General features: G+C 64.8%; 13 protein-coding genes and 1 riboswitch. Of the genes, 4 read left to right on the forward strand and 9 right to left on the reverse strand.

Annotated elements, in window-relative coordinates:
* Positions 1–59: 59 nt before the first annotated feature.
* The 6 genes from NMG10_RS07255 to NMG10_RS07280 form a co-directional block, all read right to left on the reverse strand.
* Positions 60–1,961 carry a DEAD/DEAH box helicase gene (locus NMG10_RS07255; protein WP_254464075.1) on the reverse strand — a complete coding sequence of 634 codons (1,902 nt, stop codon included), beginning with the start codon at positions 1,959–1,961 and terminating at the stop codon, positions 60–62.
* A 221-nt stretch (positions 1,962–2,182) separates the two neighbouring features.
* On the reverse strand, positions 2,183–2,965 hold the full coding sequence (locus tag NMG10_RS07260; protein WP_232856279.1) for an ABC transporter substrate-binding protein: 783 nt from the start codon (positions 2,963–2,965) through the stop codon (positions 2,183–2,185).
* 116 nt (positions 2,966–3,081) lie between these two features.
* Positions 3,082–3,927 (reverse strand): methylenetetrahydrofolate reductase [NAD(P)H], encoded by an 846-nt coding sequence (gene metF, locus NMG10_RS07265; RefSeq protein WP_203648281.1) that lies wholly within the window; start codon positions 3,925–3,927, stop codon positions 3,082–3,084.
* Positions 3,928–4,066: 139 nt separating this feature from the next.
* On the reverse strand, positions 4,067–5,476 hold the full coding sequence (gene ahcY, locus NMG10_RS07270) for an adenosylhomocysteinase (RefSeq protein ID WP_028688336.1): 1,410 nt from the start codon (positions 5,474–5,476) through the stop codon (positions 4,067–4,069).
* 21 nt (positions 5,477–5,497) lie between these two features.
* Positions 5,498–5,594, reverse strand: a riboswitch (S-adenosyl-L-homocysteine riboswitch).
* Positions 5,595–5,692: 98 nt separating this feature from the next.
* Positions 5,693–6,205: a hypothetical protein gene (locus NMG10_RS07275; protein WP_254464076.1), complete on the reverse strand. Its 513-nt coding sequence runs from the start codon at positions 6,203–6,205 to the stop codon at positions 5,693–5,695.
* A gap of 85 nt (positions 6,206–6,290) precedes the next feature.
* Positions 6,291–6,797 (reverse strand): inclusion body family protein, encoded by a 507-nt coding sequence (locus NMG10_RS07280; RefSeq protein ID WP_232856281.1) that lies wholly within the window; start codon positions 6,795–6,797, stop codon positions 6,291–6,293.
* A gap of 337 nt (positions 6,798–7,134) precedes the next feature.
* On the opposite strand from NMG10_RS07280, the gene NMG10_RS07285 reads away from it, so the two are divergent.
* Positions 7,135–7,536, forward strand: coding sequence for an acyl-CoA thioesterase (locus NMG10_RS07285; protein ID WP_186715898.1), 402 nt, complete (start codon positions 7,135–7,137; stop codon positions 7,534–7,536).
* Between the two features lie 115 nt (positions 7,537–7,651).
* Here NMG10_RS07285 and NMG10_RS07290 read toward each other — a convergent pair whose 3' ends face one another.
* Positions 7,652–8,887 (reverse strand): sodium:proton antiporter, encoded by a 1,236-nt coding sequence (locus tag NMG10_RS07290; RefSeq protein ID WP_232856282.1) that lies wholly within the window; start codon positions 8,885–8,887, stop codon positions 7,652–7,654.
* A 211-nt stretch (positions 8,888–9,098) separates the two neighbouring features.
* On the opposite strand from NMG10_RS07290, the gene NMG10_RS07295 reads away from it, so the two are divergent.
* Both NMG10_RS07295 and NMG10_RS07300 read left to right on the forward strand, forming a co-directional pair.
* The gene (locus tag NMG10_RS07295) at positions 9,099–9,932 is read left to right on the forward strand and encodes a DMT family transporter (protein ID WP_232856283.1); all 834 of its coding nucleotides are present in this window, start codon (positions 9,099–9,101) and stop codon (positions 9,930–9,932) included.
* 30 nt (positions 9,933–9,962) lie between these two features.
* Positions 9,963–10,349 (forward strand): MAPEG family protein, encoded by a 387-nt coding sequence (locus NMG10_RS07300; protein WP_110734763.1) that lies wholly within the window; start codon positions 9,963–9,965, stop codon positions 10,347–10,349.
* A 139-nt stretch (positions 10,350–10,488) separates the two neighbouring features.
* On the opposite strand, the gene NMG10_RS07305 is transcribed toward NMG10_RS07300, so the two are convergent.
* The gene (locus NMG10_RS07305) at positions 10,489–11,640 is read right to left on the reverse strand and encodes a murein transglycosylase A (RefSeq protein WP_254464077.1); all 1,152 of its coding nucleotides are present in this window, start codon (positions 11,638–11,640) and stop codon (positions 10,489–10,491) included.
* Positions 11,641–11,759: 119 nt separating this feature from the next.
* On the opposite strand from NMG10_RS07305, the gene NMG10_RS07310 reads away from it, so the two are divergent.
* Complete coding sequence (locus NMG10_RS07310; RefSeq protein WP_232856285.1) at positions 11,760–12,206, forward strand: cytochrome c; 447 nt, start codon at positions 11,760–11,762, stop codon at positions 12,204–12,206.
* Positions 12,207–12,346: 140 nt separating this feature from the next.
* Here the strand turns inward: NMG10_RS07310 and NMG10_RS07315 are convergent, their stop codons facing one another.
* Positions 12,347–12,742, reverse strand: a complete 396-nt coding sequence (locus NMG10_RS07315; RefSeq protein ID WP_203648267.1) for a DUF1090 domain-containing protein — start codon at positions 12,740–12,742, stop codon at positions 12,347–12,349.
* Positions 12,743–12,746: the final 4 nt, after the last annotated feature.

Raw genomic sequence — 12,746 nt, forward strand, 5'->3', positions numbered from 1 at the left:
CCTTGCCGAGGCGTCGGACCGGCCGGAAAGGGCTGCATAGCAGCCCCTCGGTGTTTCAATCAGCCCTTGCGGGTCAGCAGCGCCGGACGCTCACCGCGTGGGCGGCTCGGCAGGTCGTCCAGTTGCTCGGGCGTCGGGTAACGGTCGAGCTTGGATTCCTTGCGAATGATCACCGGCGCACTCTGCGACTCGCGCGGGTTGCGCACGGCGGGTTCCTGGCGAGCCGATTCGTCACGGCGGTTACGGCCACCGTTGTTGTCACGACGAGCGCCGCCATTGCTGCCACCACCGTTGCGCGGGCGTTTTTCACCCGAGCCCTGGCCTTGGCGCTGTTGGCCATTGCCACGGCCTTGACCTTGCGCCTGACCACCGCCGCTGCGTTGGCCTTGCCCTTGACCTTGTCCGGCATTGCCACCCGGGCGACGGTTGCGGCCCTGGTTCTTGGCATTCTGGTAAGGGCTGACGTAGTCGGCGCGGTTGCCGAAGTTATCCACATCGTCGTCCAGGAACTCTTCCGGGTCACGATTAGCGGGTTTCGACGGGGCGGTGTTCTGGCCTTGGGCATCCTGCTGCTGGCGTGGTTTCTTGTCACGCGGCTTGCGCTGCTGCTGGCCTTGCTGCTGTTTCTCGCCGGCTTTTTCCTTGTCGGCCTGCTTCTCGCCCGCAGGCTTGTTGCGGCCTTTGTCCTTGCCCTTGTCCTTGCGCCCGCCACTGCCTTCCTTGCCGCCTTCGCCGCGAGGTTGCTGGTTGCGGCCACCGCGGCCAGTGTTCTGCTGGCGCTCGCGGACTTCCGGCTTCTCGGCCTCGACCTGGGAGGCGTCGAAGCCCATCAGGTCGCCATCCGGGATCTTCTGCTTGGTGACGCGCTCGATGCTCTTGAGCAGCTTCTCTTCGTCCGGGGCGACCATCGAGATGGCCTCGCCCGAGCGACCGGCACGGCCGGTGCGGCCAATGCGGTGAACGTAGTCTTCCTCGACGTTGGGCAGCTCGAAGTTGACCACGTGGGGCAACTGGTCGATGTCCAGGCCGCGGGCGGCGATGTCGGTGGCGACCAGCACGCGCACGGTGTTGGCCTTGAAGTCGGCCAGGGCCTTGGTGCGAGCGTTCTGGCTCTTGTTGCCGTGGATCGCCGCAGCGGTCAGACCGTGCTTTTCGAGGTACTCGGCCAGGCGGTTGGCGCCGTGCTTGGTGCGGGTGAACACCAGTACCTGCTCCCAGGCACCCAGGGTGATCAGGTGCGCCAGCAGGGCGCGCTTGTGGCTGGCCGGCAGGCGGTAGACGCGCTGCTCGATGCGCTCGACGGTGGTGTTCGGCGGCGTGACCTCGATACGCTCGGGGTTGTGCAGCAGCTTGTCGGCGAGGTCGGTGATGTCCTTGGAGAAAGTCGCCGAGAACAGCAGGTTCTGGCGCTTGGCCGGCAGGCGTGCCAGCACTTTCTTGACGTCGTGGATGAAGCCCATGTCGAGCATGCGGTCGGCTTCGTCCAGCACCAGGATCTCGACCCGCGAGAGGTCGACGCTGCCCTGGCCGGCCAGGTCGAGCAAACGACCTGGGCAGGCGACCAGGACGTCGACGCCCTTGGCCATGGCCTGGACCTGCGGGTTCATGCCGACACCGCCGAAGATGCAGGCGCTGATGAAGTTCAGGTCGCGGGCATAGACCTTGAAGCTGTCATGCACCTGGGCGGCCAGCTCGCGGGTCGGGGTCAGCACCAGGACGCGCGGCTGGCGCGGGCCGTGGCGTTGCGATTTGTCGGGGTGGCCACCCGGGAACAGGCGCTCGAGGATGGGGAGCGCGAAGCCGCCGGTTTTACCAGTACCTGTCTGGGCGGCGACCATAAGATCGCGACCTTGCAACACGGCGGGAATGGCCCGCTGTTGCACCGGAGTGGGCTGGGTATAGCCCGCTGCCTCGATAGCGCGGACAAGAGCCTCGGAGAGACCGAGGGAAGCAAAGGACATGGGCAATCCTGTTCTCGTGGGGGCTGGGCCCGATGGGGTGTTCTGCCTGGCGCGACGGGCATCGGAAGGATGCGATCGCGTCCGGTCCAGCTGGGCGTGCACGGCGCATCCTGGAGCCTGCGGGCGGCGCGCTAGGTGCGCTGCTGCGGGTCGAGATGCCTGTTGCGAGGCCGAGCGTCCGGGCGTGAGCCTGGCGGGAAGGCCCGAGTATAACAGAGCAATCAGGGTGTGCTGCGTTCCTGCTGCTCAACGGCGAAAGGAAAATCGCGATTGCCCAGGTAGCGGGCGTTGATTGCCGCGTAGGCCGGCTCCTGCTTGAAGCGTCGCAGTTCATCACTGAACGCCTGTGCCAGCTGCTCGCGCCCGGGCTTGCGGGCCAGCCCCAGGTACTGCGGACGGCGGCTGATCACCAGGGGCAGCGCCTCGACGGTCTGCTCCAGGCCCAGCTGGCGGCTGACATAGCCACCCACCCGGCGGTCGGTCACCAGCAGGTCGATGCGCCCGAGCGCCAGCTTGCCGAAGTTGGCCTCGTGGCTGGGCGCCGGCTCCCGACGGAACAGCGGCGATTCGGCGAAAACGCCGTCGTAGACGTAGCCTGGCGAGGTACCCACGGTCAGCCCGGCCAGGTCTTCGAGGCGCTCGACCGGATGGGGGCGCGAGCGGGCCTGGTAGAGGACGAACTCGACCTCTGACATGGGCTCGTCCGGGTAGACCAGGTAACCCTGGCGCGAGTCGACCCGGAAAATATCCATCACCGCGTCCGCCAGGCCCTGCTCGACCATGGCCAGGCAGCGCCGCCAGGGCAGGAACTGCCATTGCACCTCGATGCCCAGGCGCTTGAACACCTCGTTGGTGACCTCGTAGTCGATGCCTTTGGGCTGGCCGTTTTCCTGGTAGAGGTACGGCGCCCAGTCGTCGCTGACGATGCGCAGGCGTTCGGCATGGGCCAGCGGGCTCAGGCCGGCGAGCAGCAACAGCAGGAGAGGGAGAATGAGCGTGCGCATGGCGGGAGAGTACGCTGCGAGCCCGTGCAAGGCCAGTGAGCACTGGTCGCGGGGGCCTGCGCTACAAGCGCGAATGAACAAGGCTCTGACCTGCGCCAAAGCCTTGTCCACGACCATCAGCGTGGCAGCTTCAGGTTGTTCCAGATCGCCAGGCTCGGTTCGGCCTGGTTGAGCGTGTAGAAGTGCAGGCCCGGTGCGCCGCCTTGCAGCAGTTGTTCGCACATGCGGGTGATCACTTCCTCGCCGAAGGCCTGGATGCTGGCGGTGTCGTCGGCATAGGCTTCCAGCTGCTTGCGGATCCAGCGCGGGATCTCGGCGCCGCAGGCATCGGAGAAACGTGCCAGCTTGCTGTAGTTGGTGATCGGCATGATGCCGGGCACCACCGGGATGTCCACGCCCAGCTGCTGCGCGCGCTCGACGAAGTAGAAATAGCTGTCGGCGTTGAAGAAGTACTGGGTGATGGCGCTGTCGGCACCGGCCTTGACCTTGTGCACGAAGTTGGCCAGATCCGCCTCGAAGTTACGCGCCTGTGGGTGCATCTCAGGATAGGCGGCCACTTCCAGGTGGAAGTGGTTGCCGGTTTCCTGGCGGATGAACTCGACCAGGTCGCTGGCGTAGCGCAGCTCGCCGCTGGCCGCACCCATGCCGGATGGCAGGTCGCCACGCAGGGCGACGATGCGCTTGATGCCGGCGGCCTGGTACTCGGCGAGCAGGGCGCGCAGGTCGTCCTTGCTGTCACCCACGCAGGACAGGTGCGGAGCGGCCGGGACCTTCACTTCGCTTTCCAGCTGCAGCACGGTGTTCAGCGTGCGGTCGCGGGTCGAGCCCCCGGCACCGTAGGTGCAGGAGAAGAAGTCCGGGTTGTAGCTGGCCAGCTGGCGGGCGACGCCCATCAGCTTCTCGTGGCCGGCATCGGTCTTGGTGGGGAAGAACTCGAAACTGTAGCGGCGTTCTTGTGACATCTCTCGTTCCTTCGGCGGCGCGCCCAGGGCGGCTACCTGCAAATAAAAGCCAGGACGGTTGGGGCCGGCCTGGCTCGGACATCGGTTCGACGCGTTGCCAGCCAGCGCCAGGGCGATTACCCGGCGCTGGCGCCGCTGCTTAGTAGCGGTAGGCGTCCGGCTTGAACGGACCTTCGACGGTCACACCGATGTACTCGGCCTGCTGCGGGGTCAGCTGGGTGACCACGCCGCCGAAGCCGCGGACCATCTCCAGGGCCACTTCTTCGTCCAGCTTCTTCGGCAGCACTTCAACGGTCAGGCGCTCGGCCTTCTTGGCGGCTGGCAGTTCGGCGAACTTCTGCTCGAACAGGAAGATCTGCGCCAGGACCTGGTTGGCGAACGAGCCGTCCATGATGCGGCTTGGGTGGCCGGTGGCGTTGCCCAGGTTCACCAGGCGGCCTTCGGCCAGCAGGATCAGGTAGTCGTCGTTCTGCGGATCGAACACGCCGGCGCCGGTGCGGTGGATCTTGTGCACCTGCGGCTTGACCTCTTCCCATGCCCAGTTCTTGCGCATGAAGGCGGTGTCGATCTCGTTGTCGAAGTGGCCGATGTTGCAGACCACGGCGCGCTTCTTCAGGGCCTTGAGCATGTTGGCGTCGCAGACGTTGACGTTACCGGTGGTGGTGACGATCAGGTCGATGCGGCCCAGCAGGTCCTTGTTGATGCCGGCTTCGGTACCGGTGTTGATGCCGTCCTTGAACGGCGAGACCACTTCGAAGCCGTCCATGCACGCTTGCATGGCGCAGATCGGGTCGACTTCGGTGACCTTGACGATCATGCCTTCCTGACGCAGGGACTGGGCCGAGCCCTTGCCCACGTCGCCGTAGCCGATCACCAAAGCCTGCTTGCCCGACAGCAGGTGGTCGGTACCGCGCTTGATGGCGTCGTTCAGGCTGTGACGGCAGCCGTACTTGTTGTCGTTCTTGCTCTTGGTGACCGAGTCGTTGACGTTGATCGCCGGGACTTTCAGCTCGCCCTTGGCCAGCATGTCGAGCAGGCGGTGCACGCCGGTGGTGGTCTCTTCGGTCACGCCGTGGATCTTGTCCAGCATGGCCGGGTATTTCTTGTGCAGGATTTCGGTCAGGTCACCGCCGTCGTCCAGGACCATGTTGGCGTCCCATGGCTGACCGTCTTTCAGGATGGTCTGCTCGATGCACCACTCGTACTCTTGCTCGGTTTCACCTTTCCAGGCGAACACCGGGATGCCGGCGGCGGCGATGGCCGCGGCGGCCTGGTCCTGGGTGGAGAAGATGTTGCACGACGACCAGCGCACTTCGGCGCCCAGGGCGACCAGGGTCTCGATCAGCACGGCGGTCTGGATGGTCATGTGGATGCAGCCGATGATCTTCGCGCCCTTGAGCGGTTGCTCGGCTTGGTACTTGCGGCGCAGGCCCATCAGTGCCGGCATTTCCGATTCGGCGATGATGACTTCCTTGCGGCCCCAGTCGGCCAGGGAGATGTCGGCGACCTTGAAGTCGGAAAAACCAGCAGGCGTGTTTACAGCGCTCATTGAGAGCCTCCATTCGTAGTGTGCGAATGGGCGCCGTTGTGCGTTGAGCGTCCGCTTGCGCGGACAACGCCCCAACCGAGCCTGACAGGCCGAGCCTGCTGCAGCGCCCCTCGGATGGGTGGCGGGAACGGTGGCCGCTGGAGCCACCGTCGAAAGTGCCGGGCGATTATAGCGGGGCTTTCGATGCATCCCAAGGGCTAAACGCCAAAGACGGGTTCACTGCGAGTGGCCGTTGGTCCGCAAGGCAAGGCGCAGTGTGAAGTGGGCGAGCGGCTCGCAGCCCTGGGCCAGCACCATCACCTGCCAGGCCAACTTGAATTCACCCGGCTGGTCGCAGTGGATACGCCAGTGATAGGTGTCGACTTGGCGGCTTGTCGGCTGCAGCGGCGCCGCTGCATCGGGAAGGGCCAGGCGCAGGTTGCGTTGCTCGGCCAACTCGATGTCCAGCAGCGGCTCGCTGACGGGGCTGTGGCTGAACAGCATCTCCTCGCCGAGCAGCGCCACCGGGACCGTGTGCAGGAGCAGGGTGTCCCCAGCCGCGACGACTAACTCCGGTGTGTCGAGAAGCAGCGTTTCACCCGTTGCCGGGCGTGAGTGCAGGATGCAGAAATGGCGGGGGTCGAGTTCGGCGGGAGAAGCTGGATCGCTGGGGAGTCGCTCGACGGCTGTGAGCAGCCCCTGAGTATCGACAATGATCAGCGCGTGATGGGCGGGATTCTCCGTGGTCATGATGCGCTCCTTCCTTGAGCAGCAATGAGTGATCCGGGGACTGGCGCGCACCGCCGGCCCGAGGGGCGGCGGTGCGCGGCGTGGATCAGTTGGTGATGGTGATGAACGGATCCCATTCGAAGTAGCCACAGCACTTGCAGTCGCGATCGACGATCATGAACTTGAAGTGGTAGGTGACTTTCCCTTGCTTGAGCAGATCGCCACGCCAGTAGTAGTTGTCGAGGATCTGGCATGTCGGGATGGTCTTGTTGTTCTCGTTGGGTACGGCTGATTGAACCTCTGCGTGGAGGGGGCGAGGGTCTTCCAGGAGTTTGTGCTTGGGATCGTCGGAGACGAATCCGTAGAGGATTACCGATTGCTCGAAGCCGAACGAGATGCTTTGCTCGCGCCAGCGGACCACATCGCCCACACGGCCCCGGAGATGCAACTCACCACCGGCCTGGCCGGAGATGACGTTGTCCTGATAGGTGACCATGTAAATGTGTTCCGGTGGTATGAATGTGGGCTTGTTCGGATCCCTGCTCGCGGTAGGGTACTTTTTGAGGATGGTTTCAGTGTCGACGTTGATGCTGACATCAATGATTCTGGACATAGTGGATTCCCTTTCACTGATTTCGAGTAGGTCAATGGTGAGCCTCAGTCGCTCTCCACTGGCACTGCCCGGAGCCTCGCTTCCTGCGAATGCCGGTACTGCCGCACGGTATGCCAAGTTCCGGTTGTCCGACCACCTGGAGTGATCTGCGGATCACAGGGGTCAGGCTAGATCCGTGGGGGTGGGTGTCAAACCGCGTTGCGCGGATACTGACCAATGGTCGTAGGGCGTGGACATGGTTGACGCAAATCAATGGGGCTACCATGTAGGACGTGGTCGGACGGCTGATCCGCCGTTCGCCGCTCGATGTTCATGAGGCCGCAGGCCAGGAGTACAGATGAACTTTCACACCCGCAAATGGGTAAAACCCGAAGACCTCAACCCCAACGGCACCCTGTTCGGCGGCAGCCTGCTGCGCTGGATCGACGAGGAGGCGGCGATCTACGCCATCGTCCAGCTGGGCAACCAGCGTGTGGTGACCAAGTACATTTCCGAGATCAACTTCGTCAGCGCCTCGCGCCAGGGCGACATCATCGAGCTGGGCATCACCGCCACCGAGTTCGGCCGCACCTCGATCACCCTCAAGTGCGAAGTGCGCAACAAGATCACTCGCAGGGCGATCCTGACCGTAGACAAGATGGTCTTCGTCAACCTGGGCGAGGATGGCCAGCCGGCGCCGCACGGGCGTACCGAGATCAAGTACATCCAGGATCAGTTCCCGGACAGCGCCGTGGAGTAATTCTCGGGGGCTGCTCTGCAGCCCTTCGCGGCACAAGGCCGCTCCTACAGAAGAACGCAATCCCCTGTAGGAGCGGCCTTGTGCCGCGAAGGGCCGCAAAGCGGTCCCGGCCTTTTCAAGGCTGTGTGCTGACCTTGCGTACCACCTTGCCGACCGTCAGACCCTGCACCAGGATCGACGACAGCACCACGATGTAGGTGATCGACAGCAGCAGGTCACGCTCATCGCCCTGTGGCAGCGACAGCGCCAGGGCCACCGACACGCCACCGCGCAGGCCTCCCCAGGTCAGCACGCGGATGGTGCCTTGCGGCACGGTCCGCCAGCGGCGCAGCAACACGATGGCCGGCGCCACGGTCAGCAGGCGCGAGGCCAGCACCGCCACCGCCAGCACGCCACCGGCCGCCAGGTGCAGCCAGTTGAACGGCAGCAGCAACAGCTCCAGGCCGATCAGGGCGAACAGCAGGGCGTTGAGCATGTCGTCGATCAGTTCCCAGAAACCGTCCATGTAGCGGCGGGTCATGTCGTTCATCGCCAGGTTGCGCCCCAGGTTGCCGATGATCAGGCCGGCCACCACCATGGCGATCGGCGCCGAGACGTGCAGCTCGTAGCACATGGCCGAGCCGCCGATCACCAGCGCCAGGGTCAGCATGACCTCGACCTGGTACTGCTCGACGCTCTTGATCATGCGGTAGGTCGCGTAGCCGATCACCCCGCCGAACACCACCCCGCCGATGGCTTCGCGGGCGAACAGCAGGGCGGTGTCGGACACGCTCGGCGTCTCGCCCAGCTGGATGATGCCTAGCAGCACGGTGAACACCACCACCGCGGTGCCGTCGTTGAACAGCGACTCGCCGACGATGGTGGTCTTCAGCGGCTTGGAGGCGTTGGCGGTACGCAACGCGCCGAGCACGGCGATCGGGTCGGTCGGCGAGATCAGCGCGCCGAACAGCAGGCAGTAGATCAGCGGCACGTTCCAGCCGAACAGGGCGAACACCCAGTGCGCCAGGTAGCCGATCACCACGGTGGCGATCAGCACGCCGATCGTGGCCAAGAGTCCGATCGGCCAGCGGTAGCTGCGCAGGTCGGCGAGGTTGACGTGCAGGGCGCCGGCGAACAGCAGGAACGACAGCATCCAGTGCATCAGCAGGTCATTGAAGTCGATCTGGTTCATCAGGCCTTCGACGCGCTCTTCCAGGCCAGGAAAGCCGATCAGGCTCAGGCCCTGCAGCATCAGGGAGAACAGCAGTGCGGTGACCATCACGCCGATGGCCGGCGGCAGGCCGATGAAGCGGTAGTTCACATAGGTGAGGAGGGTGGTGAGGCAGATAAACGCGGCAACTAATTCAAGCATCCCGAATCCTGTAACAGTGGCTTCCAAGTCGTTTCCCGAGTGGCTCGGGCAGTTCTTTGATGACCTGGCGCGGGGTTCGGGACACACCTTATGACCGGTTTTGTCGGAATCGTTCCTCAAGTCGGGCGGCAGGCGCTCCCACGATGCCTACAAGCAACAGCAAACCGTTATAGTGCGAGGTGTCGCCTGGTCTTTGCGCAAGGAATCCCGCGTGTTGGCAACCTCCCTGGTACTGGTCGCAGCCCTGCTCCACGCGACCTGGAACACCCTGATCAAATTCAGCGCCGAACGCCTGCTGGTGATCGCCAGCATGGACCTTGTGGCACTGGTCTTCGCCGTTCTGGCGGTGGCGTTCGTCGAGTTTCCCCCTGCCAGCATCTGGCCCTGGCTGCTGGCTTCGGCGCTTGCCGAACAGCTGTATCGCTACCTGTTGATAAAAGCCTACAAAGTGGGCGACCTGGGCCTGGTCTATCCGCTGATGCGTGGCCTGTCGCCGTTGGTGGTCCTGGGCTTGACCCTGGCCTTCGCCGGCGAGTCGCTCAGCCAGCAGCAGATCATCGGCATCCTCCTGATCCCCTGCGGTATGGCCTGCCTGCTGTGGCAGGGTGGTGGCGGTGATCGCCTGCCCTGGTCGATGCTGCCGGTGGTGGCGCTGATTGGCCTGTGCATCGGTTGCTACACCTGGTTCGATGGCCAAGCTGTTCGCCTGTGGGGCAAGCCCATGGACTACCTGGTATGGCTGACCCTGCTCAGTGCCTGGCCGTTCCCGCTGCTGGCCGGCGTTGCCCGCGGGCCGCAATTCGCGCTGTTCTGGCGCACCCAGTGGCGGTTGGGGTTGGCGGTGGGGCTGTGCGTGCTGCTGAGCTACGCTCTGGTGCTGTGGGCCATGCACCTGGGGTCGGTCGCCGAGGCGGCGGCGCTGCGTGAGCTGAGCGTGATCCTCGTGGTGCTGCTGGGCATGCGCTACCTCAAAGAACCTTTTGGCGGGCCGAGACTCCTAGCTTGCGGGCTGGTCCTGGCTGGCATGCTGGTGATGAAGCTCTGACCGATCCTCTGTGAACAAGGAGTCCTGTAGATGACCGTTGCCCTGTGGTGCATTCTCGTCGCGCTGGTCCTGCCACCGCTGTGTGCATTGATCGCCAAACTCAGCAGCGGGTATTTTGGCCTGCGTGCCAATCACGACCCGCGTGCGTTTCTGGACAAGCTCGAAGGGCTGCCACGGCGTGCCCATGCTGCCCAATTGAATGGCTACGAGGCGTTTCCCGCGTTTGCCGCGGCGGTTCTGGTGGCCGACATCGTCGGCAATGCCGAGCAGGTGACCCAGGATGTGCTTGGGGTGGTGTACATCACCAGCCGCTTGCTTTACATCATCTGCTATCTGGCCGACTGGGCAGTGTTGCGCTCGCTGGTGTGGTTCGTCGGGATGGCGCTGATCGTGGCGTTCTTCGTGGTGTCCATCTGACTTGAGAAAATCTGCCGGTCTGCGCTGATTGTTGTAGGAGCGGCCTTGTGCCGCGAAAGGCCCGCGAAGCGGGCCCTGCGATGTCTGTAGCGCGCCCCTTTCGCGGCACAAGGCCGCTCCTACAGGGCGCATGCAGCCATCAAGGAACCTTTGGTACTTCTGGCAAAGGCTGCCCCTTGGGCCACAGCATCCAGATCTGCCCTTGCTGCTTCATGTTCCCCGCCAGTTCGCCGGCCTCGGGGCCGGTGCCCCAGAACAGGTCCGCGCGCACTTCGCCGGTGATGGCGCCGCCGGTGTCCTGGGCGCCGACCGGGCGCACCACCGGGCTGCCGTCCGGGCGGGTGGTGGACAGCCAGAGCAGGCTGCCAAGGGGGATTACCTTGCGGTCGATCGCCACGCTGTAGCCCGCGGTCAGCGGCACGTTGAGCGAGCCGCGCGGCCCCTCGTTGCTGTCCGGGCGGGTGCTGAAGAACACGTAGCTTGGGTTGCTGGCCAGCAGCTCGGGCACACGCTGCGGGTTGGCCTGGGCCCAGGCGTGGATGCTGCCCATGGTCACCTCTTCCTTCGGCAACTGCCCCTGCTCAACCAGCCAGCGGCCGATCGGCCGGTACGGGTGGCCGTTCTGGTCGGCGTAGCCCAGGCGCAACTGGCGGCCGTTCTCCAGCTGGATACGGCCCGAGCCCTGTATCTGCAGGAACTGCAGGTCCATCGGGTCGGTCAGCCAGGCCAGTACCGGCGCCTTGGCGCCGTCGCGGTTGATCACCTCGGCGGTGTCGTAGGGCTTGAGCACCCGCCCGTCGAGGCGCCCGCGCAGGCGTTTGCCCTTTAGCTCGGGGTACACGCCGGCCAGGTCGACCACGATCATGTCCTCGGGCACGCCATACACCGGGACCTGCGCTCTGTCGGTGCGGGCCAGGCTGCCGGGGTAGACCGGCTCGTAATAGCCGGTGATCAGGCCGTTGGCGCTGTTCTGCGCCGAACGCAGGCCATAGACCTGTAGATTCTGTTCGAGGAAGGTGCGCACCTGGGCGGCATTGGCCGTGGCCGAGCCCGCTGCTTCGCAGGTGGCGGCCCACACCGGGTCGCGCCTGAGCTTCTCGCAACCGCTGCGCCAGGCGTAGAAGCCGGCCAGCAGGTCGTCGTCGCTGACCTGGGGCAGGTCCTTGAAGTTGGCGGGCACGTAGGTGGCGATGGCGTGGGGTTCGGGCTTGGCGCTTTCGCCGCCGTTGCAGCCGGCCAGGAGCGCCAGGGCAGGCAGTGCCCAGGCGAGATGGCGCAATGCAGATTTCATGTTGTCGGTCCTGTGTGGGGCAAAGCGTGAAGATTCGCCCCTGTTTTCTGTGTGGCTATTGGTCTTTGCCCGCGAGGCGGTGATACTGGCCGCCCGTTTTCCTGGCCGAAGAGACCGTGATGTTCAAGCGATTGACCGTAGTACTGCTTGCCGCCCTTGCCCTGAGTGCCTGTGACGGCGTTGATCCCAACTCGCCGCTGGGCCAGCGCAAGGCGATCTTCAAGCAGATGCTCAAGACCAGCGAAGACATGGGGGGCATGCTGCGCGGGCGCTTGCCCTTCGACGGCGTGAAGTTCGCCGATGGCGCGGCGAAGCTGGACAGCCTGGCCCACGCGCCGTGGCAGCACTTCCCGCAGGTGCGCGATGAGGGTGACAGCAGCGCGCGGGCCGAGGTCTGGCAGCGCCAGGCGCGGTTCCAGGACCTGGCCCGGCAACTGGAGGGCGTCACTGGCGAACTGGTCGCGGTGACCCGTGCCCAGCCGCTGGACGTGGCGCAGGTGAAGGCGCCGATGGACAAGGTCGAGGCGGCGTGCAAGGCCTGTCATAGCGAGTTTCGCAATCACTGAGCGAGTGGGCCGTTGTGGGTGCGGGCTCGTGGGAGCGGGCTTGCCCCACGATGGCGCCGGATCGGCCAGTGACGTTGCCTGGGCTGACGTCATCGCGGGGCAAGCCCGCTCCCACGGTTCGTACACATAAGACCGGTCGACTAGCGTTCGAGCTCGTCCACGGCCTCCTGCAGCTCCTTCTTCGCCTCGGCCAGCTTGTCCTTGCGCTTGTTGATCTTCTCCGCGTCGCCCTTCTTCATGGCCTTGTCCAGGTCCTTGGTGCGCTGGTTCACTTCATGGCGAGCGTCGAGCACCTTCTGCTCGCGCTCCTTGCGCAGGCCGGCATCGGTGCAGTGTTCGGTGACTTCGCTCAAGGCTTTTTCCAGCCCCGCCTGCTGGTCGCTGTTGCCATGGGCGCGGGCTTGTTCGATCTGTTCGCTGATGGCCTGGCGCTTGGCCGCGCAACCGGTCAGGCCCGGCTGCTCTGCGGCGGCCAGCAGCGGGCTGGCGGCGAAACCGAGCAGGGTAGACAGGGCGAGGGACGAAAGCAGTTTCATCGAG

It is taken from the genome of Pseudomonas sp. DVZ6 (assembly GCF_024259445.1).
GTDB lineage: Bacteria > Pseudomonadota > Gammaproteobacteria > Pseudomonadales > Pseudomonadaceae > Aquipseudomonas > Aquipseudomonas peradeniyensis.